The 17,844-nt window shown below is 59.5% G+C and carries 26 protein-coding genes; 16 read left to right on the top strand and 10 right to left on the bottom strand.

All coding sequences use genetic code 11. The annotated features are described in order from the left end of the window. Position 1: 1 nt before the first annotated feature. The 7 genes from BTN45_RS23885 to BTN45_RS23855 all read left to right on the top strand — a co-directional run bounded on the left by BTN45_RS23885 (position 2) and on the right by BTN45_RS23855 (position 6,205). Positions 2–1,132: a glycosyltransferase gene (locus BTN45_RS23885; protein ID WP_207591492.1), complete on the top strand. Its 1,131-nt coding sequence runs from the start codon at positions 2–4 to the stop codon at positions 1,130–1,132. After that, positions 1,129–2,220 carry a glycosyltransferase gene (locus tag BTN45_RS23880; RefSeq protein ID WP_207591491.1) on the top strand — a complete coding sequence of 364 codons (1,092 nt, stop codon included), beginning with the start codon at positions 1,129–1,131 and terminating at the stop codon, positions 2,218–2,220. The genes BTN45_RS23885 and BTN45_RS23880 overlap by 4 nt, the downstream gene beginning before the upstream one ends. Then, a complete protein-coding gene (locus BTN45_RS23875; protein WP_207591490.1) occupies positions 2,217–3,368 on the top strand; it encodes a glycosyltransferase in 1,152 nt (383 codons plus the stop codon). Before BTN45_RS23880 ends, BTN45_RS23875 begins: the two co-directional genes overlap by 4 nt. Continuing rightward, positions 3,343–4,377, top strand: a complete 1,035-nt coding sequence (locus BTN45_RS23870; RefSeq protein WP_207591489.1) for a UDP-glucuronic acid decarboxylase family protein — start codon at positions 3,343–3,345, stop codon at positions 4,375–4,377. Before BTN45_RS23875 ends, BTN45_RS23870 begins: the two co-directional genes overlap by 26 nt. A gap of 2 nt (positions 4,378–4,379) precedes the next feature. Beyond that, the gene (locus BTN45_RS23865; RefSeq protein WP_207591488.1) at positions 4,380–5,114 is read left to right on the top strand and encodes a TIGR04290 family methyltransferase; all 735 of its coding nucleotides are present in this window, start codon (positions 4,380–4,382) and stop codon (positions 5,112–5,114) included. 4 nt (positions 5,115–5,118) lie between these two features. Beyond that, positions 5,119–5,775 (top strand): UdgX family uracil-DNA binding protein, encoded by a 657-nt coding sequence (locus tag BTN45_RS23860; protein ID WP_246751728.1) that lies wholly within the window; start codon positions 5,119–5,121, stop codon positions 5,773–5,775. Positions 5,776–5,863: 88 nt separating this feature from the next. Further along, positions 5,864–6,205 (top strand): hypothetical protein, encoded by a 342-nt coding sequence (locus tag BTN45_RS23855; RefSeq protein ID WP_044458996.1) that lies wholly within the window; start codon positions 5,864–5,866, stop codon positions 6,203–6,205. Between the two features lie 71 nt (positions 6,206–6,276). Here BTN45_RS23855 and BTN45_RS23850 read toward each other — a convergent pair whose 3' ends face one another. From BTN45_RS23850 to BTN45_RS23835, 4 genes are all read right to left on the bottom strand, one after another. Beyond that, positions 6,277–6,423, bottom strand: a complete 147-nt coding sequence (locus tag BTN45_RS23850) for a hypothetical protein (protein ID WP_004444478.1) — start codon at positions 6,421–6,423, stop codon at positions 6,277–6,279. Between the two features lie 24 nt (positions 6,424–6,447). Continuing rightward, positions 6,448–6,672, bottom strand: a complete 225-nt coding sequence (locus BTN45_RS23845) for a hypothetical protein (RefSeq protein WP_004444479.1) — start codon at positions 6,670–6,672, stop codon at positions 6,448–6,450. A gap of 28 nt (positions 6,673–6,700) precedes the next feature. Beyond that, positions 6,701–7,081, bottom strand: a complete 381-nt coding sequence (locus tag BTN45_RS23840; RefSeq protein ID WP_207591485.1) for a DUF982 domain-containing protein — start codon at positions 7,079–7,081, stop codon at positions 6,701–6,703. Positions 7,082–7,173: 92 nt separating this feature from the next. Next, on the bottom strand, positions 7,174–7,674 hold the full coding sequence (locus BTN45_RS23835) for a ferritin-like domain-containing protein (RefSeq protein ID WP_004444481.1): 501 nt from the start codon (positions 7,672–7,674) through the stop codon (positions 7,174–7,176). A gap of 242 nt (positions 7,675–7,916) precedes the next feature. Between BTN45_RS23835 and BTN45_RS23830 the strand changes: the two genes are divergently transcribed. The 6 genes from BTN45_RS23830 to glgA all read left to right on the top strand — a co-directional run bounded on the left by BTN45_RS23830 (position 7,917) and on the right by glgA (position 12,112). Next, complete coding sequence (locus tag BTN45_RS23830; RefSeq protein WP_207591484.1) at positions 7,917–8,276, top strand: hypothetical protein; 360 nt, start codon at positions 7,917–7,919, stop codon at positions 8,274–8,276. A 14-nt stretch (positions 8,277–8,290) separates the two neighbouring features. After that, on the top strand, positions 8,291–9,052 hold the full coding sequence (locus BTN45_RS23825) for a Crp/Fnr family transcriptional regulator (RefSeq protein ID WP_207591483.1): 762 nt from the start codon (positions 8,291–8,293) through the stop codon (positions 9,050–9,052). Between the two features lie 114 nt (positions 9,053–9,166). Then, on the top strand, positions 9,167–9,403 hold the full coding sequence (locus BTN45_RS23820) for a hypothetical protein (RefSeq protein WP_207591481.1): 237 nt from the start codon (positions 9,167–9,169) through the stop codon (positions 9,401–9,403). A gap of 110 nt (positions 9,404–9,513) precedes the next feature. Continuing rightward, the gene (locus tag BTN45_RS23815) at positions 9,514–10,128 is read left to right on the top strand and encodes a cysteine hydrolase (RefSeq protein WP_207591479.1); all 615 of its coding nucleotides are present in this window, start codon (positions 9,514–9,516) and stop codon (positions 10,126–10,128) included. Between the two features lie 121 nt (positions 10,129–10,249). Then, positions 10,250–10,432: a hypothetical protein gene (locus tag BTN45_RS23810; RefSeq protein WP_006700478.1), complete on the top strand. Its 183-nt coding sequence runs from the start codon at positions 10,250–10,252 to the stop codon at positions 10,430–10,432. Between the two features lie 165 nt (positions 10,433–10,597). Then, the gene (glgA, locus tag BTN45_RS23805) at positions 10,598–12,112 is read left to right on the top strand and encodes a glycogen synthase GlgA (protein WP_207591476.1); all 1,515 of its coding nucleotides are present in this window, start codon (positions 10,598–10,600) and stop codon (positions 12,110–12,112) included. Positions 12,113–12,136: 24 nt separating this feature from the next. On the opposite strand, the gene BTN45_RS23800 is transcribed toward glgA, so the two are convergent. Further along, a complete protein-coding gene (locus BTN45_RS23800) occupies positions 12,137–12,349 on the bottom strand; it encodes a hypothetical protein (protein ID WP_044458872.1) in 213 nt (70 codons plus the stop codon). A 197-nt stretch (positions 12,350–12,546) separates the two neighbouring features. Here BTN45_RS23800 and treZ point away from each other — a divergent pair, with 197 nt between their 5' ends. Beyond that, on the top strand, positions 12,547–14,337 hold the full coding sequence (gene treZ, locus BTN45_RS23795) for a malto-oligosyltrehalose trehalohydrolase (RefSeq protein WP_207591475.1): 1,791 nt from the start codon (positions 12,547–12,549) through the stop codon (positions 14,335–14,337). Between the two features lie 2 nt (positions 14,338–14,339). Here treZ and BTN45_RS23790 read toward each other — a convergent pair whose 3' ends face one another. From BTN45_RS23790 to BTN45_RS23775, 4 genes are all read right to left on the bottom strand, one after another. Further along, positions 14,340–14,864 (bottom strand): sigma-70 family RNA polymerase sigma factor, encoded by a 525-nt coding sequence (locus tag BTN45_RS23790; protein WP_004444493.1) that lies wholly within the window; start codon positions 14,862–14,864, stop codon positions 14,340–14,342. A 96-nt stretch (positions 14,865–14,960) separates the two neighbouring features. Then, positions 14,961–15,656: a class I SAM-dependent methyltransferase gene (locus tag BTN45_RS23785; protein WP_207591474.1), complete on the bottom strand. Its 696-nt coding sequence runs from the start codon at positions 15,654–15,656 to the stop codon at positions 14,961–14,963. Between the two features lie 11 nt (positions 15,657–15,667). Next, a complete protein-coding gene (locus tag BTN45_RS23780) occupies positions 15,668–15,925 on the bottom strand; it encodes a hypothetical protein (protein WP_112552857.1) in 258 nt (85 codons plus the stop codon). Further along, complete coding sequence (locus tag BTN45_RS23775) at positions 15,894–16,085, bottom strand: hypothetical protein (RefSeq protein WP_004444502.1); 192 nt, start codon at positions 16,083–16,085, stop codon at positions 15,894–15,896. Before BTN45_RS23775 ends, BTN45_RS23780 begins: the two co-directional genes overlap by 32 nt. A 151-nt stretch (positions 16,086–16,236) precedes the next feature. Here BTN45_RS23775 and BTN45_RS23770 point away from each other — a divergent pair, with 151 nt between their 5' ends. Next, complete coding sequence (locus BTN45_RS23770; RefSeq protein WP_004444504.1) at positions 16,237–16,467, top strand: hypothetical protein; 231 nt, start codon at positions 16,237–16,239, stop codon at positions 16,465–16,467. A gap of 40 nt (positions 16,468–16,507) precedes the next feature. On the opposite strand, the gene BTN45_RS23765 is transcribed toward BTN45_RS23770, so the two are convergent. Next, on the bottom strand, positions 16,508–16,705 hold the full coding sequence (locus BTN45_RS23765; protein ID WP_022563908.1) for a hypothetical protein: 198 nt from the start codon (positions 16,703–16,705) through the stop codon (positions 16,508–16,510). 195 nt (positions 16,706–16,900) lie between these two features. Between BTN45_RS23765 and BTN45_RS23760 the strand changes: the two genes are divergently transcribed. Further along, positions 16,901–17,842 carry a cytochrome c gene (locus BTN45_RS23760; RefSeq protein ID WP_246751727.1) on the top strand — a complete coding sequence of 314 codons (942 nt, stop codon included), beginning with the start codon at positions 16,901–16,903 and terminating at the stop codon, positions 17,840–17,842. Positions 17,843–17,844 lie beyond the last annotated feature (2 nt).

Here is a 17,844-nt window from a genome sequence, read left to right as displayed (position 1 = left end):
CATGAAGTTCGTCTTTTATACGCACTCTCTGATCTCGGACTGGAACCACGGCAATGCCCATTTCCTGCGGGGGATCACGCGCGATCTCCTGCGGCGCGGACATGTCGCCATCGCGCTCGAACCCGTCGGATCGTGGAGCCGTAAAAATCTGGAGGCCGATCAGGGCAGCGCCGCTATCGCCGCCTTTCACGATACCTTTCCCGATCTGCGGTCCGTCATCTATGACGAGGATTTCGACCACGAGGCGGCGGTTGATGATGCCGATGTCGTCATCGTCCATGAATGGACTGAACCGGCAACGATTGCGCATCTCGGCCGCCTGCGGCAGTCGGGCGCGACCTTCACGCTCCTGTTTCACGACACGCATCACCGTGCAGTCTCGACCGACGGCGACATTGCCGGCCTTGATCTTTCCGCCTTTGACGGTGTTCTCGTTTTCGGTGAGACATTACGCCAGCGCTATCTCGACGCCGGCTGGGGACGCAACGTCTTTACATGGCATGAGGCCGCTGACGACACTATCTTCAGGCCGCAGCCATCGACAGAGAAGATCGGCGATCTGATCTGGATCGGGAACTGGGGCGATGACGAACGGACGGCCGAAATCGGTGAATATCTCGTCCGTCCGGCGGCGGAACTCGGCCTCAAGACGACGGTGCGCGGGGTTCGTTACCCGCAAGACGCGCTGGATGCTCTGAAACGGGCGGGGATCGCCTATGGAGGATGGATCGCCAACGCTTCCGTGCCCGGCGCCTTCGCGCAGAACAGGGTGACCGTTCACATTCCACGCCGGCCCTATGTCGAGCATCTGCCCGGCATTCCGACCATTCGCATGTTCGAAGCCCTCGCCTGCGGCATTCCTCTCATTTCGGCCCCCTGGGACGATTGCGAAGGGCTTTTCCGTGGGGGCGAGGATTATCTCTCCGTCAGTTCCGGGGAGGCGATGGCGCGACAGCTTCGCAACGTCCTTGCCGATCGTGAGCTGGCCGGACATCTCGTCAGCTCCGGTCTCGAAACCATACGCGCCCGGCATACATGCCGCCACCGCGTTGACGAGCTTTTGGAAATACTCAGGGCCTGCGGTACTGCACGCGTCGATGACGCATTGTCCGCACGGGAGGCAGCACAATGAAGATCGCCTTTTACGGATCGAGCCTCCTCTCCGCCTACTGGAACGGCGCCGCCACCTACTATCGCGGATTGCTGAAGGCCCTGGCAGCCAGAGGTTACGATATCACCTTCTATGAGCCCGACATATTCGACCGGCAGAAGAACCGCGATATCGACCCGCCGGACTGGTGCAGGGTCGTTGTTTATGAAGGAACCGTCAGCGCGCTGCGACAGGCTGCAAGCCGCGCGGCGGAGGCCGATATCGTCGTCAAGGCAAGCGGCGTCGGGTTTGAGGATGATCTGTTGATGGCCGAGGTGCTGGATCACGCCCGCGAGAATGCGCTGACGATTTTCTGGGATGTCGACGCCCCGGCCACGCTTGCCGAACTGCGGACCTCTCCGGACCACCCGTTGCGCCATGCACTGGCGCGGACGGATCTTGTGCTGACCTATGGCGGCGGCGAGCCGGTGATCGACGCCTATCGGTCGCTCGGCGCCAGAGACTGCATCCCCGTCTATAATGCACTCGATCCCGAAACCCATCACCCCGTTCCACCCGACCGGCGCTTCGCTGCCTCTCTGGGATTTCTCGGAAACCGCCTTCCGGATCGTGAGGAAAGGGTCGAGACATTCTTCCTCGAGCCGGCCGCACGTCTCGATAAAGAAACCTTCCTGCTCGGCGGATCGGGCTGGCAAGGAAAGGCGATGTCCCCGAACATCCGCTATGTCGGCCATGTCTCCACCCGCGACCACAATGCCTTCAACGCGACGCCGAAAGCGGTCCTGAACGTCTCGCGCGCTTCGATGGCCCAGAACGGGTTCTCGCCCGCGACCCGTGTCTTCGAGGCCGCGGGGGCTGCTGCCTGCATCATCACCGACCATTGGGACGGTATCGACCTTTTCCTGAAACCCGAGGAGGAAATCCTGATCGCACGCGACGGCAAGGATGTCATCGATATCCTGTTGGCGCTCACCCCTGCAAGGGCGGCCGCCATCGGCGAGCGCGCCTCGACAAGAGTGCGACACGAACATACCTATGAACGTCGCGCCGAGGACGTGGACCGATTGTTTCGCGCCCGCAGCGCCATGAGCGTGGAGGCGGCGGAATGATAAAACCGCTCGACATCGTCTTCCTGGGCCTCAGCCTTTCGTCATCATGGGGCAACGGTCATGCCACAACCTTCCGCTCGCTCATTCGCGGTCTCGCCGCGGCTGGCCACCGGATGCTCTTTCTGGAGCGCGACACGCCGTGGTATGCGACAAAACGCGATCTGCCCGCTCCTGATTTCTGCGAGCTCGTCTATTACGATGACCCGATCGCCGTGACGCAGGAGTATGCGCAGCGGCTGCGGCAGGCGGATGCTATCATCGTCGGATCCTATGTGCCGGATGGGGTCGGCGTCATCGACGCCGTCAAGGCGCTCGGACCGAAACGGCTCTGCTTCTATGACATCGATACGCCGGTAACTCTTGAGAAACTCAACAGGAACGACGAAGAATATCTCGCCCGAAGGCAGATCCCCCTGTTCGACATCTATTTTTCCTTCACCGGCGGCGACACATTACATCGCCTTGAACAGCACTATGGCGCGCAGCGCGCGGAAGCGCTCTACTGCTCTGTCGATGCGGCCCGTTACCGGAAATCTGGCGATGAAACCCGGTGGGATCTCGGTTACCTCGGCACCTATAGCCAGGACCGCCAGCCGAAACTTGAAGAGCTGCTGATCGAACCGGCACGCCGGTTGCCCTACATGCGGTTCGTTGTCGCCGGCCCGCAATATCCCGGCAACATCGACTGGCCGGAAAATGTCGAGCGCATCGAACATCTGCCGCCTGAAAAACATTCGGCATTTTATAGCCGCCAGCGTTTCACGCTGAACATCACGCGCGCCGATATGGTTGCGGCCGGCTGGTCGCCGAGCGTCCGTCTTTTCGAGGCCGCTGCATGCGGCACGCCGATCATCAGCGACTTCTGGCCGGGCCTCGCAGACCTTCTGCCCGAAAATGAAGCCGTTCTCATTGCCCGCAACACGGAACAGGTGATGCAGGCGCTAACTTCCGTGGGGGCAGAACGCAGGAAAGCCATCGCGGCCCAGGCCCAGCGTCGGATTCTCAAGCACCACACCGGCGAAACAAGGGCCGCCGAACTGACATCACATCTCAACGGAATACCGGCGAGGGTTCCGGAAACGGCGAAACACCCCTTCAGGCTCCAGAACAGGGAGAGCGAGTATGCCGAAGCGAAATCAAGGTACTAGAACGGTTGTTGTCGCAGGTGGCGGCGGCTTTGTGGGTTCGCATCTCTGTGACGCGCTGCTTGCACGCGGTGACAGGGTCATCTGCGTCGACAGCTTCTTGACCGGTTCGCGGTCGAATGTCCGCCCGCTCGTCAATCATCCACGTTTCCGGCTTATCGAATCCGACATATGCGAATTGCAGGACATCGATGAACCGGTTCAGCAGATCTATAATCTCGCCTGTGCGGCGTCCCCGCCGCAATATCAGGCCGATCCCGTTCATACGATGATGACCTGCGTTTCAGGCACCGGCAATCTTCTTGCTCTCGCGCAACGCCATGGTGCCTCCTTCCTGCAGGCTTCCACGAGCGAAATCTATGGCGACCCGGACGAACATCCGCAGCGCGAAGACTACCGCGGCAATGTGAGCTGCACGGGGCCTCGCGCCTGTTATGACGAAGGAAAACGCGCGGCGGAAGCGCTGTGCTTCGATCTTTTGCGTGCAGGCAAGGTCGACGCACGCATCGCCCGGATATTCAACACCTATGGACCGCGCATGCGACCGGATGACGGGCGTATCGTGTCCAATCTGCTCGTGCAGGCGATTGCGGGCGAGCCGCTGACAATCTACGGGACGGGCGAGCAGACACGCTCTTTCTGTTATGTGAGCGATCTCGTCACGGGGCTGATCGCGCTCATGGATGTCGACCCCAATCCGGGCGTTCCCGTCAATCTTGGCAACCCAGGCGAATTCACGATCAGACAGCTGGCCGACCTCGTTCTTCTGACAGTTCCCACCCGGTCGATACTGGTACACCGTCCCTTGCCGACTGACGACCCGCGACGGCGGCGGCCGGATATTTCCCGCGCCCGGGAACTGCTGCGCTGGGCGCCGCAAGTACCGCTCACCGAGGGCCTTCGCCACACAGCGGACTGGTTCGCCTTCGCCCTGGCTGGCGGGAACTCCAAGGCAGTAGCGCTCCCGGCGGGCAGCGGAGCAATCGCCGCCGGCGCAGTGCTGGGACCATGACCATGCGCCAGAAACTGGAAAAGCAGATCGAGGATCTCGGGCCCTGGTTCCAGAACATGGCGATCAAAGGCGTGGAAACAGCGCCAGACCACTTTCTCGGTAACTACCCGGCATTTAAGTGGGAGGGCTTTCGCCACATCATTCCAGAAGATCTCGGCGGTCGCAGCGTTCTCGATATCGGTTGTAATGCCGGGTTTTACAGCGTGGAAATGAAACGTCGCAATGCCGGGCGTGTCGTCGGCATCGATGCCGATCCGCACTATCTCGCCCAGGCCCGCTTTGTCGCCGAGCAATCCGGACTCGACATAGAGTTCCGGCAATTGTCGGTTTATGACGTGGCCAAGCTTGAAGAGCGTTTCGACCTCGTGATCTTCATGGGCGTATTTTACCATCTGCGGCATCCGCTGCTGGCGCTCGATCTCATCCACGAACATGTCGCAGCCGACATGATGCTCTTCCAGTCGCTCCAGCGGGGTGACGGGAGAATACCCGACCTCGAAGAAGATTACCCGTTTTCCGAATGGGCCATGTTCGAGGATCCCGCTTATCCCAAACTGTTTTTCGTGGAGGAACGGTATGCGGCCGATCCGACGAACTGGTTCATACCCAACAGGGCCGCGGTGGAGGCAATGCTTCGCAGCGCCGGCTTCATCATCGAGCGACATCCGGAACGGGAGGTTTATCTATGCCGGCGCGGGGCACGCCACTATGCGGCAGAGCCGCCGCCGGGAGAATAGACCCGTGCCGACCGCAGCCCGCAAGAACCGCCCCCCACCGGCCTTTCAGCCCGATCATGCCGATGCGCCTTCACTCGCAGCATTGCACAGGCAGGCCGAAGGCTGCGAACGTTGCGATCTTTACAAGAATGCCACCCAGCTGGTTTTTGGCGAGGGCAGAAACGATGCAAGCGTCGTGCTTGTCGGCGAACAGCCCGGCAATGACGAAGACCTGAAGGGCCATCCATTTGTCGGCCCGGCCGGCCGGCTGCTCGACGCGTGCCTGCAGGAAGCAGACGTCGATCGCTCGCAATGTTATGTCACCAATGCCGTCAAGCATTTCAAGTTTGAACAAAGGGGCAAACGGCGGCTCCATGCGCGCCCCAACAGCGGGGAAGTGCAGCGCTGCGCGTGGTGGCTGGGAGCGGAACTGCGGTTACTCAAACCAGAGCTGATCGTCGCCATGGGCGCGACGGCTTTTTATTCGCTCACCGGCCGTACCAGCGGAGTGACCGCGCAGCGGGGGCATCTCTCCGCCACCCCTGGCGGAACACGCCTTCTCGTGACCATTCATCCTTCCTACCTGCTGCGCCTTCGCGACCGCGACGAGGCGCGACTACAACGGCAGGCCTTCGTCGCCGATCTGCGCAAGATAAGGAAATTTCTGGCGGCGGCAGAATAAGCGGTCTGCTGGCAGCAATCATTTCCAGCCGCGGGAACAAGCTTCTTCAAGCGTGGTTAGGCACTGCCGAAAGGGAGGATTGATGGCAATGAAGAAGAAGATCGAATGTGAGATCATGGCACATGAAAATGGCTGGGCCGTTCTGGTCGGCAGTGTCATGGAGGCTGTTTATCCAAGCCGTTATCTCGCGGTGACATCGGCGAAGGCGCGGCACATGGACTTCATCCTGGTGGACGAAGCCATGCCACTGCGTCACTCGACGACGGACGTGATGGCGACCGACCGGGCGGTATCGCGCCGAAACGGTGAAGCGTTCCGGCTGACAGTCGCCGCGCCTTACCAGGTGGACATTCCCTTAAAACGCAGGCGCGGGGAAATAAACACGCCGGTCTCGATTGAAGGCCGGGACTTGGTCACTGGAAAATTTTAAGGGATAAGGTATGGATGCCGTCCGAAAAAGATGCCGGACGGCATCGCTCCATCTATCCGCCAGGCGCCGGTTCAGCCGGCCAGCAGCCAGACGAGAAAGCCGCCGATAAGGATGAAGACCAGGATGACGCCAAGCAATCGCGCCAGCCCCTCATTGGTATTGGTGTCGGCGCCGACAATCGTCCAATAGATCGATTTTTCGTCTGTCCGTTCGCTCATCTGCCTCTCCTCGCGGGATACTTGTCAGGATACGCGGCCAGGATGCGTACCGACAAGGAAAGATAATGCAATCACGATAGCCAGTGCGAAGATAACCAAAGCATAGATCATCATCCTCTTCCATGTTCGCTTCCGTCCGCGAAAGGCACCGTCATCGACGCCGACGGGCGAATATTTGGAATCGAACTCCTCACTGACAGGGCGATTGAGGTCCTCTTCCGGTTTTATGCGGTCGCGTGGCTCGGCCATCTTGTCCTCGTGCTTTCTGTTCCGGGTCTCAGCGGCGGGGCGCGGCCGCCAAACTCCCTTTGCCGCCAGCTTTCGCCCCCGGAAAGAGCGGCAGCTGAGTATTTTCGATACCTGACGATGGGCCAAGCGGAATACCGGCCTCCAGGCATGCTGCAATCAAATGCTCTCTCGCAACCGCCGAAGAGCCGTTTCTCAACATGGCCAGGCGGCAACTCCTCAAAGCCCGAGCGTAATGGACGCCTTCCTTTTCAGGCCATTCCTCCTCCAGCAAACGAACCGCCTCATCCACGCCAGAAACATTGAAGCAGCGGCCGCCCAGAAAAATTTCAAGCGGATATGCGCCGAGCAGCGGAATTGTCGTCATCTTTTTCTCCATCGCCGTGGCATTTGCCACGCGGTCGTGGACCATGCAGGGTTCGGACGCGGAAACAGCCCGCGCCGTCACTTACGGGTCGACTTCCGCATCCTACAATGCGGAAGACGGACCCAGCGCTATTTCCGTCAGGCCGCTTTCTGGCTTTTCGGGTTGGCTACCGTCGCGGCGAGTTTCGTCAGTTTTTTGTCGGTTGCGCCTTCTTCGTCGAGGTTTGCCTGAAGCAGCGGAACGCCTTCGTCGATGCCCAGCTGGCCCGCCCACGCCACCAGAGTGCCATAACGGGCAATCTCGTAATGTTCGACGGCCTGCGCGGAGGCAATCAGGCCCGCATCCAGCGCCGGCGAATCCTTGAAGGATTCGATGATTTCCTCGGCTTCCGCAATAATGCCCTGAATGGCCTCGCACGTCTTGCCGCGCGCATTCTTGCCGATGATTTCGAACACGCGCTCCAGACGCTCGATCTGGCCTTGCGTCTCATCCCGGTGCTGCAGGAAACCCTGTTTCGCCTCTTCGAGCTGCGCGGCGCGCGCCATTTTCGGCAAGGCCTTGAGTATCTGTTTTTCCGCATAATAGATGTCCTTCAGGCCATCCAGAAACAGATCGTCGAGCGTTTTTTGACTAGCCATTTACGTCTCCTTGAGTGAACGACGCCCCGAACCCCGCGTGCCCGCAATTGTTCCGCTCTGGCTGAAAAGACCTGAAAAAGCGCATCCAGACGTGCCGCGTTCATCGTCGGTGCATGTTCGGAACTACACAGTAGTGCCGTCTCGCATATATTTGATGAAATCGAATGAACCGACTACGGTTAGTTAGACATTATAGTATTGAATGGACATACGCATTGCCGGTGGCATGCGAGGAGCAAGGCATGCAGACTATCAAGCGTCTCCCTATACTGGTCATCGGCGCGGCCGACACAGTCACACCGGAAATAGCAAAAGCCTGGTCCCGAGCGCAGGTCGGTCTGATAGGCCCCTACCCGGCCGACGTTATGGAAAATAACGATACGCTGCTGTTTTCCGCGGCCATCATCGATGTCCGCTACGAGGCCGAGGTCATGCTGCGCCTGACCGATCAGCTTGAAGAGAAGGCCGTTCCCTACCTGTTTTTCGTGCCCCGACCGGTCTTTGAGAGCGAACCGGGACCTTTTGTGCTCTCCGCACGTTCAGAGGACATAGACAACATTGTCTCCGCCTTGATTGCGCAGGGAGGGGGCATAAGACACTAGCGAGGCAAAGCGTTATGCTGGAGCGGAGCAACAGGCGAGAAGAAACGGGTTTCCTCCTTTCCCTTCTTGATGCGGAAATCCAGAGCGAGGTGCTGAAGGCGTCGACATCGTTGACACTTTCGCTTGGCGACAAACTTTTCTCAGCCGGTCAGCACATCGATCGCGTGCTTTTTCTCGCCTCGGGCATAGCATCCATCGTTATGGTTTCGAGATCAGGACGGAAAACCGAGAGCGGCATCGTCGGACATGAAGGTTTCATACCCGCCGGCGCACTCGCCGGCGCGGAGGAGAACTTGACCGAGATAATCGTTCAGGCGCCGGGCAAGGCGGTGGCTATGGACATGGAGGTTTTCCGCAGTCTGATGGCGAAACATCAAATGTTCTCGGACATCGTGATCTGCGCCTCGCACGTCGCGAGGACGCAGGTGGAATGCACGGCCGCCGCCAACGCCACAGGCACGGTCAGCCAGCGTCTGGCGCGTTGGCTCCTGATGTGTCACGACCGCGTGCGTGGCGACCAGCTACAGTTGACCCACGATTTCCTGTCGATGATGCTGGCGGTCAGGCGCCCGAGCGTGACGGACGCCCTGCACGTCCTCGAAAGCGAACGCCTGATCCGCGCCGAGAGAGCAAAAATCACCATAAGGGACCGGGAAGCGCTGGAAACATATGCGCAGGAATATTACGGGCTGGCGGAGGAGGAAAGTGCGCGGGTGTTCGCGCGCTTTCATGCGCAGATACCCGAAGTGGCCGGAAGACATAATCTCGCATTATAGGCAGATCGGCGCCTTCGGTACGGTCACGACCATTTACCTCCATTCTTTTCCGTATAAGATAGACAGGTGATCCCTTTTTCGGCCTCGCAAAACGCAGCCGCCAAGGAGGTGAGATTGTCCGCCTATCGCGCCTATCAGAGTTCGGGTATCTTCCTGAATGACGATATCAATACGGTCAAGTCGGCTTATGATAGCGTCCTGACCGGAGAGCACGATCCCAGCCTTTGCGTTGAGGACGTCGCCCGTTACGTCCTCAAAATGTATCATCGCGGCATTGTCAATCCCGGCAAGCTCCGTGAAATGTCGGCGCTTTATTTCAGAACGAGTCGCGCCGGCCAACGCCGGGCGTAGGCCCTTGGGTCATCAATGCGCCCGGGCGAAGGCGGCCGTGCGGGCGGAACTTTCGGCGGACCGGATTGTTAGCTGACGGTAGCTGACCCACAAATCATTCGGACATTCCCATGAATTCTGAAGAGGGCCTCTTTCCCCGGTGGTGTCATCTTTGCATCGACATGCAGCGCATGTTTGCGGAAGAGACGCCATGGCATGTGGACTGGATGCCGCGCATCATCGACAACGTCGGGCGGGTGGTTGAGAACTCGCCGCATACGACCATTTTCACCCGCTTCATCCCACCGCCGGATGCCGACGCCGCCTCGGGGCGGTGGGGGCGTTATTATGAGAAATGGTGGATGATGACGGGCGAGTACCTTCGCCCTGAAATGACCGATATCGTCCGCGAATTCGCGAGCTACGTTCCACCTGCGGAAGAATTCCTGAAAACCACCTATTCCCCCTGGACGGATGGTCGCCTGCACCGAAAACTCGTAGGCCAAGGTGTCGGCACGCTTGTCATTTCCGGTGGGGAAACGGATGTCTGCGTACTCGCAACCGTGCTGGGGGCGGTGGATCTGGGGTATCGCATCTTCCTTCTTGAGGACGCCGTCTGCAGCGCACGCGATGCAACGCATGATGCCTCGCTGACGGTATTGAGGGGCCGTTTCGCGGCACAATTGACCCTCGTCAGCACGCAGGACTGGCTTCAGGGCAGAAAGGAATTCCTGCGCAGCGACTAGCCTCGAAAACACCGCGCGGAAAATTAGCGACCGCGACGAAACGGACGGGAACAATCGCTCGGAAGCAGGGTTCGACTCGTTCGATCGAAACGATCAGCACCAGATCCAAACGAGGTTCAAAATGACCAGAAAAACGCTCCCCATTCCGAAAGACAACCAGACGGACAAGGGCCCGGGCGACGATGAGCGCCTCAATGCGGAGGAAGCCTCTTCTGCGAAGGAGAAGAACGCCTCCACCCGCACGGGACGACAGGCCAACATAAAAATCAACACCACCCATCAGGGACATCAGCAGGATCGATAGCGTTCCGCGGCGCCAGGGCAGAATTGCGGATCGGCCGTCCTTGATCTGAGCGCCGCCGCCCGCCCCCGTGACGCGGCACACCCAATAAAGCGGCGAGAGGCTTTGCAAACAATAAAAGCCCCGCGTCTCCTCACGATGACAGATCGACGAAATGCGGAGGCATTCATGCAGATTCTTGCCGTCACGGCCGAGATGTTCCCTTTCATCAAAACCGGCGGGCTGGCCGATACGACGGGAGCATTGCCGGACGCGCTTGCCAAACTCGGTGCGGAGGTGCGCACGCTGCTGCCGCTCTATCGCAAGCTGCGTCCCCTCATCGGCGGGCATCAACCCTGCTTCTCCGGGAGCGTGCTGGGACAGGACGTTACGATATATTCGCTCGTTGCCGACAAGAAGAATTTGCTGCTGCTCGATGCGCCCGACCTCTTTGAACGGGATGGGCATCCCTACGGCGAAAAGGACCACCCGTTTCCCGACAACGACCTGCGCTTCGCCGTCCTGTCCAAAACCGCGGCGGACATTGCCCTCGGATCAATCCCCGGGTGGAGGCCGGATATCGTCCACGTTCACGACTGGCACGCCGCCTTGACCTGTGTCTATCTGGCCGACGCGGCGCCGGGCGAGGTGCCGACCGTCCTGACCATTCACAACCTCTCATTTCAGGGTCAATATCCTTTTTCGCGCGCAAAAGTTCTGGGGCTTCCGGACGAGCTCTGCACGGTGGAATGCCTCGAATATTACGGCGACATCTCTTTTCTGAAGGGCGGCCTGACGACCGCATCGGCCGTTACCACGGTCAGTCCAACCTATGCGCGCGAAATCCTGACACCGGAAGCCGGCATGGGCATGCATGGCGTGTTCGGCACGCGAAGCGAAAGTGTGCGCGGCATCGTCAACGGCGTCGATCAGGATGTCTGGAATCCCGCGACCGATCCCTTCATTCTCGCGAATTTCATGTCGGCGACGGTCGCAAGGCGGAGCCTGAACAAATATGCGCTGCTTCAGGCTCTCGGCCTTGCCCACACACAGGGTCCGGTATTTGGCGTGGTGAGCCGCCTCACCTGGCAAAAGGGCGTTGATCTCTTGCTCGATGTTGTTCCCCTCATCATCGCGCGGAAAGGCAGGCTGATCGTTCACGGAGAAGGAGACGGGCAACTGGAAGATGGCCTGCGTGAGCTGTCGAAAAGATATCCGGAAATGGTCTGTGCCCATATTGGTTATGACGAACGTCTGGCCCACATGATCCATGCGGGGTCGGATTTCATCATCCAGCCTTCGCGCTTCGAACCATGCGGCCTGACCCAGCTTTACGCATTGCGATATGGCGCCTTACCCATCGTCAGCCGCACCGGAGGTTTGGCCGAGACGATCATCGACGCCAACGACGCCGCCATAGATGCGGGGGTTGCTACCGGCTTTCAGTTCGAACCGGCAAATATCGACGACCTGCGGGCGGCGCTGGAGCGCGCCATCGCTGCGTTCAACAACAGGGAACTCTTCAAGCGCCTCCAAGCCCAGGCCATGCGTGCCAACTTTTCCTGGGAAAAGAGTGCGGCCCGATATCTGGCGCTTTTTGAAGGGCTCGTCAGCAAAGAGCCGCAGGAGTCGCTTTCGTTTCCCGACATATTGCCGGACGCATTTGCGAGAATGCGTATCGAGCGGCGGCAGGCCAGACAATAAGGCAAACGCCGCCTTTACCGCGCATCAGAGGAGCCGGTCCTGTTTCCAGCGGACATAGGGAGCGAGCGACTGGCCAGGAAACCGGTTTTCGATCTCCGTGGCTGTCAAATCCACCAGTGCTTCCACTTCCTCCAGCCCCTCCTTCTCGCTCTTCGCTTCGAGTTCGCGCATCTTGTGGAATAATTCGTCGTCCGTTGCCACGCGGAGAAAGTCGGCAAGGTCGGTTTCCTGTGTCATGTCACCGTCTCTTTCTGTCTTCAGGTCAGCGATCGGGCGGCAAGCTGATGCCCGCCGAGCCGTCGTTTTGGCTGTTCAACGGCGAACGACGGCCAAACCCGTTTGTTCCTTTCATCAGCATATTCCCGGTGCGGAGGCAGGAACCGACCGACGGCGATCCGGTTAGGACCAAACGAGGCTGACTGGAGGTTCCGTGAATGTTCAACGCAATGAAATATCGCAAATGGGGCGTGCAATTCGATGCTGCAGGAGATGCGCGCTTTCGCATCTGGGCGCCCGGTTCTGATGCGCCGAGGCTCGTTATAAACGGTGCGGAATACGAAATGCGGTCTGAGGGGAACGGCTGGTACGAAGCCGTTGCAGCGGATGTGAGTGGCGGCGCCACCTATCACTTTGTTCTGCCGGACGGGCGTGAAATCCCCGATCCGGCCTCACATTGGCAGGAAGGCGGCCTGGACGGCCCGTCAACCATCATCGATCACGACTTTGCGTGGCGGCATGAGAACTGGACCGGCAGGCCGTGGCACGAGGCTGTGATCTACGAGGTTCACATCGGCACGTTCACGGAAGAAGGGACTTTCCGGGCAGCCGAAAAGAAGCTGGAACGACTGGCTGAACTCGGCATCACCGTCATTGAGGTGATGCCGCTCGCGAGTTTTCAGGGAGATCGCGGCTGGGGCTACGACGGCGTTGTGCAATTTGCGCCGCAGCGGGATTATGGATCGCCGGACGATCTCAAAGCCTTCATAGACGCGGCACATGGCCTGGGGATGATGGTTTTGCTGGATGTGGTTTACAATCATTTCGGGCCGGAGGGGAACTTCCTTCAAACTTATGCGCCCGACTTTTTTCAGAAAAACGAAACACCCTGGGGCCCTGCTCCCGATTTCGACAGCGCCGATGTGCGATCATATTTCCTGCAAAACGCCCTTTACTGGCTTCAGACCTACCGTTTTGACGGGTTGCGGATCGATGCCGCCGACCATCTGGCCGGCGGCGGCGGCGAGGTGGATTTCCTGACAGAGCTTGCCCAGACGATCAGGCACAAGGTGACGGGCAGGCATGTGTATCTTGTCATAGAGGATGCAAGAAACACGGCAAAGCCGATGACGCCCGAAGAAGATGCTCCGCCGCTGGTGGACGCCCAGTGGAACGACGACTTTCATCACGTCGTCCACGTCATGACGACCGGCGAAGATGGCGGTCTTTATCAGGATTTCGTTTCGAACCCGGAGAGCCTGCTTCGTCGGTCGCTTGCGACCGGCTTCGTTTATCAGGGCGATCCGCGCCCTTCCCGGGACTTTGCGGGGAGCGGCGAACGCAGCGATCATCTATCCCCGCAAACCTTCGTGAATTTCCTTCACAATCACGATCAGGCCGGAAACCGGCTTTGCGGCGAAAGACTGCGTGCCCTGCTCGAACCAGCTCTTTTCGATATACTGGAGTGCATTCTCCTGCTCTCCCCCCAAACGCCGCTGATGTTCATGGGCGACGACCACGCATCGACGCAGCCCTTCTACTTCTTTTCCGACCACCCGAAGCACGATCGGGAAGCCGCGATAAAAGGGCGGTTGCGGCAGGCTGAAATGTTTCAGGGAGCTCTTCCCGAAAACGCGCGCGATCTTGTCCAGGACCCCAATGATGTGCGCACGCGGCTCCTTTCTACCTTGAACTGGCGTCAGGCCGATGAGGAAGGTGGGAGACGGGCAAGCGAGATCCTTGCGGGATTGCTTGCAAAGCGCCGGCAGTATGTCTGGCCCCTGCTCGCTTCGGAATTCGGAGGCGGGACGGCACTCGGTTCACCTGCGCGAACGCTTGCCATAGACTGGGCGTTTGCGGCCGGCCGGTTGCAGCTCAGGGCCAATTTATCCGATGCTCCGGGGGATCTGCCACCGGTGGAAGGGGAAATCTTCCACCGGCTTGGCGACATCGACGGGCGAACGGGGAAATCCTGCAGCTACAGTGTGCTGTTCGCGGTAGCCCGCTGATGTCAGGCGAGATTGCGCCGCAGGGATTCGCGGGCGCGGTTGACGCGGCTCTTGATGGTGCCCACCCTGCAGCCGCAGATGGAGGCTGCATCGGCGTAGCTCGTTCCTCCGGCAACGAGCAGCAGCGCCTTCTTCTGATCCGCATCCAGATCGCGGATTGCGCGCATGACTTCATCGTGCTCCATCCGCCATTCCTGACTGGCGGGGACCGACATCGTTTGCTCTATTCCCGCCGGCAGCCCGACGCATTCGCGCCTTGCGACCTTGTATCGGGTACAGAAGGTGTTCCGCAAAATGGTGAACAGCCACGATTTCAGGGCTGTTCCGGGGGTGAAGCGGTGCAGGGAACGAAGCCCCCGCATCATGGTTTCCTGAACGAGATCGTTGACATCCTCGTCATTTCTGACGAAACGACGCGCAAACGCCGTCAGCGCTGGCGCGAGATCGGCAATTCCGATACGCAAGGTCTCAAGTTGCGCTTCGCTTAGTGCGGGGCCGGACTCTTCATTTATAGCGTGTTTGGCCATGGTCCTTCCTTTCACATAGAAGGGAAATGGCCCATCTACCGCTTGGTTGCCGTACGCCAACGTACAATGCGTATTTTTTCGGCGGTGCCAGAGGTCCTAGTGGCCCGAAGGGGACGCGGCCTTCTCAGACGTCTCCGGCGACGAGCGGGAAAGACGCAGCAGACGAAAATACCCGGTTGGGGGGATCGTCCTGTTTTCCGTCAGATGGAATGACGGGTTGCGGCGTAACCAGTCCTCAATCCCGTCCAGACGAAATGCCGAACTGAGCCCGATGTTATGGGCCACCGGCGAGACGATCTGTTCTATGCGGCGAACTGCGCCGCTGCTGTCGGTGATCTTGCTGACGATGACGATCTCGCCACGCGGCTTCAGCACTCGGGCGCATTCGGAAAGCAGCCGGCCGGTATCGGGAATGAGCGTGATGACGAAGGGCAGCGAAATCACGTCGAAGGACGCATCCGGAAACGTGGTTTCGCAGGCATCCATCACATGCAGTGCCTTCACATGCGGCAGTGAACCGCCTGCCACCTTTGTTTTGGCCTTCCGGAGCATGTCCGCTGAAATGTCGATCCCGGTCACGTTGCTGGCCGGAGGATAAAGCGGAAGGACCAGCCCCGTGCCGACGCCGATTTCGAGAATGTCGCGACCGGCACCACCCACACATCTGGCCAACTCCATCTGCGCCCGCTTGAGAAAGAAGCCGTAGACACGGTCATAAACCGGGGCCCAGAACCGATATGCCTTTTGCTGCTGTGCCCGGTTCGGGATACTCGATACCGTTTCGTCGCTCACTCGCCTCTCCCTCAGCGTGAAATGAACTTGTTGAAGCGGCTCTCGCCGCCCGACGTTCTGTCCTGATAAAGGAATGCCAGCTTCCTGTCCTCGAAGATTTCAAAAAACTCGTCCCATGATATGGCCTTCAGCGCATCCTCCGGCTCACCGAAATCGATCCTGAGGATCCCTCCATCGCCCGAGATGTCCACTTTGGCAGGGTGGCCATCGCGCTGCTCCGCCCATTTCCGTATCGTGTCATGATCGGTGGTTGTTGCGGATTCCGTCATCGTTGTTCTCCTTGTCTTCGTCGCGCCCATACCGGGAGCGCCTTTCGCGTTCGGCGTTTTCTGTCGCCTTTTCACGGTCTTTGCGGCTTTCATCGCTTTCAGTCGAGCGTGCGTCATCGGTGCCGGGTTCGGGCCTGACATCGTCCTGTGATCGGGTCATCGCGGAAGCCCCTTTTTTTTAAAACATCCTGCAGCGCAGACCCTGCGGTCCGCTCTCTCCTTCTAACCCCGGGAGCAAAAAGCGGTTCCGCACTGATGGTTCGAGGGAATAGCATCGGCGCAAAAAGGTTAGGGACAGACAGGAGGATGCCATGACGAAGAAAGACAAGCTCGAGCAGATTCACAAGGACAGCGCGCCCCAGTTTGCCCCCGGCAAAAAGACCTCGACCAATAACGGCGTTGCGAGCGCGAAGCCGAGGGTCATCACCGGCTCGGACGACGCAACCGCCAACAAGCTGCCACCAGGCACAAAAAAGCCGGAAAAAGACTGGGACATCAATTACGACGAGCGGGAAAGCAACGAGGGCGACTTTCGCGGCTAGAGGCGCGGCGCCCTTGCCGCGCCGAGTGTTCGCGAAGCGGCTAGCGAGCCAGGTCCTCGACAACCAGTTCGATGGATTGCGGCTCGGCGCCCTCCTTCGTCTGCACGCTTAGAACACTTCCGGTGTTCAGCACGCCTTCGAGGAGCGTTCGACCGTCGATGGTGATTTTGACCACCTTGGGGGTTGCGGCCTCTATGTTCAGGCTGTTGCAGGTCTCGTGATCAGTTTCCGGGTCCACGTGCCGACCTCCATGGGGATTGAACATGCCGGCCTAACCACAGTCGGCTCCGGTTGTTCCCGAACGGCGGCCATGACTGGCAATATGATCGCGCGGGAACCACAAACGGCATGCGAAGTTCGATAGCGGCGGATCAGCCGTGCGGCCGGACCCCGGCGCAATCATAAAAGTATGCTCTGACGATGGACCTTTCCGATGATGGTTCGCGAGACTCCCGGTTTTCATCTGTCGGTTCAGGCAGGCCGGCTGTTGATATGGTGTCTCGCAGCGGCGGCCTGCCTGGGAGCCTGGCTTCTGACCACGCCGAAGCCGGTCTTCGGACCGAACGACATCGGATCATCGCCCGGCGATCCGCAGCAGGGAAGACTGGTATTTCTGGCTGCAAGCTGCGGGTCCTGCCATGCCACGCCGGGACAGCCGGACTCGCTCGTGCTCGGAGGCGGATTGGCGCTTTCCTCCTCCTTCGGCGTTTTCCGTCCGCCGAATATATCCCCCGACATTGCCGACGGGATCGGCTCCTGGACCGTTGAAGATTTCGCAAATGCGCTGGTCGCCGGCATATCGCCTGACGGCCGCCATTATTATCCGGCCTTTCCCTATACGAGCTATACGGGAATGAAGATCGAGGACATAAAAAACCTTTACGCCTATCTGCGGACCCTGCCGCCTGTTTCCGGCAAAGCGTCGCCGCATGATCTGTGGCCACCCTTCAGGTTGCGCCGTGCCGTTGGCGTCTGGAAGCTTTTGTTCTTTGACGAGGTCGGCAAACCGCAGGCGATCACCGGCGATCCCGCTCTTGATCGCGGCTCCTATCTGACGGAGACGCTTGCCCACTGTGCCGAATGCCATTCCAGCCGAAATATCTTCGCCGCCATCCGCCCGGAAACCCGTTTCGCTGGTGGTCCCGACGCGGAAGGCACGGGCTTTGTGCCAAACATCACGCCGGCACGTCTCAGCGGGTGGACGCAGACCGACATCTCTACCATGCTCGCAACAGGCCAGACGCCACAGGACGGACATGTCGGGTCCGCAATGGTGGACGTGGTCGCCAATCTTTCGCAGTTGCCACAGGAAGATCGCGACGCGATTGCCCGCTACATCAAGGCCCTGCCGGCAAGGCAAACCCCGCATCCGTGACC

Origin of the sequence: Rhizobium sp. ZX09 (assembly GCF_017357485.1) — a bacterium.
Classification (GTDB): Bacteria; Pseudomonadota; Alphaproteobacteria; order Rhizobiales; family Rhizobiaceae; genus Agrobacterium; species Agrobacterium pusense.
Note: the sequence above shows the minus strand (reverse complement) of the source record. Positions and strands in the feature narration are given on the sequence as shown.

Excerpts from the sequence above, each read along its gene's own strand:
- BTN45_RS23885 (WP_207591492.1), top strand. The coding sequence starts at position 2 with ATGAAGTTCGTCTTTTATACGCACTCTCTGATCTCGGACTGGAACCAC.
- BTN45_RS23880 (WP_207591491.1), top strand. The coding sequence starts at position 1,129 with ATGAAGATCGCCTTTTACGGATCGAGCCTCCTCTCCGCCTACTGGAAC.
- BTN45_RS23875 (WP_207591490.1), top strand. The coding sequence starts at position 2,217 with ATGATAAAACCGCTCGACATCGTCTTCCTGGGCCTCAGCCTTTCGTCA.
- BTN45_RS23870 (WP_207591489.1), top strand. The coding sequence starts at position 3,343 with ATGCCGAAGCGAAATCAAGGTACTAGAACGGTTGTTGTCGCAGGTGGC.
- BTN45_RS23865 (WP_207591488.1), top strand. The coding sequence starts at position 4,380 with ATGCGCCAGAAACTGGAAAAGCAGATCGAGGATCTCGGGCCCTGGTTC.
- BTN45_RS23855 (WP_044458996.1), top strand. The coding sequence starts at position 5,864 with ATGAAGAAGAAGATCGAATGTGAGATCATGGCACATGAAAATGGCTGG.
- BTN45_RS23850 (WP_004444478.1), bottom strand. The coding sequence starts at position 6,423 with ATGAGCGAACGGACAGACGAAAAATCGATCTATTGGACGATTGTCGGC.
- BTN45_RS23845 (WP_004444479.1), bottom strand. The coding sequence starts at position 6,672 with ATGGCCGAGCCACGCGACCGCATAAAACCGGAAGAGGACCTCAATCGC.
- BTN45_RS23840 (WP_207591485.1), bottom strand. The coding sequence starts at position 7,081 with ATGGTCCACGACCGCGTGGCAAATGCCACGGCGATGGAGAAAAAGATG.
- BTN45_RS23835 (WP_004444481.1), bottom strand. The coding sequence starts at position 7,674 with ATGGCTAGTCAAAAAACGCTCGACGATCTGTTTCTGGATGGCCTGAAG.
- BTN45_RS23830 (WP_207591484.1), top strand. The coding sequence starts at position 7,917 with ATGCAGACTATCAAGCGTCTCCCTATACTGGTCATCGGCGCGGCCGAC.
- BTN45_RS23825 (WP_207591483.1), top strand. The coding sequence starts at position 8,291 with ATGCTGGAGCGGAGCAACAGGCGAGAAGAAACGGGTTTCCTCCTTTCC.
- BTN45_RS23815 (WP_207591479.1), top strand. The coding sequence starts at position 9,514 with ATGAATTCTGAAGAGGGCCTCTTTCCCCGGTGGTGTCATCTTTGCATC.
- BTN45_RS23810 (WP_006700478.1), top strand. The coding sequence starts at position 10,250 with ATGACCAGAAAAACGCTCCCCATTCCGAAAGACAACCAGACGGACAAG.
- glgA (WP_207591476.1), top strand. The coding sequence starts at position 10,598 with ATGCAGATTCTTGCCGTCACGGCCGAGATGTTCCCTTTCATCAAAACC.
- BTN45_RS23800 (WP_044458872.1), bottom strand. The coding sequence starts at position 12,349 with ATGACACAGGAAACCGACCTTGCCGACTTTCTCCGCGTGGCAACGGAC.
- treZ (WP_207591475.1), top strand. The coding sequence starts at position 12,547 with ATGTTCAACGCAATGAAATATCGCAAATGGGGCGTGCAATTCGATGCT.
- BTN45_RS23790 (WP_004444493.1), bottom strand. The coding sequence starts at position 14,864 with ATGGCCAAACACGCTATAAATGAAGAGTCCGGCCCCGCACTAAGCGAA.
- BTN45_RS23780 (WP_112552857.1), bottom strand. The coding sequence starts at position 15,925 with ATGACGGAATCCGCAACAACCACCGATCATGACACGATACGGAAATGG.
- BTN45_RS23775 (WP_004444502.1), bottom strand. The coding sequence starts at position 16,085 with ATGACCCGATCACAGGACGATGTCAGGCCCGAACCCGGCACCGATGAC.
- BTN45_RS23770 (WP_004444504.1), top strand. The coding sequence starts at position 16,237 with ATGACGAAGAAAGACAAGCTCGAGCAGATTCACAAGGACAGCGCGCCC.
- BTN45_RS23760 (WP_246751727.1), top strand. The coding sequence starts at position 16,901 with ATGATGGTTCGCGAGACTCCCGGTTTTCATCTGTCGGTTCAGGCAGGC.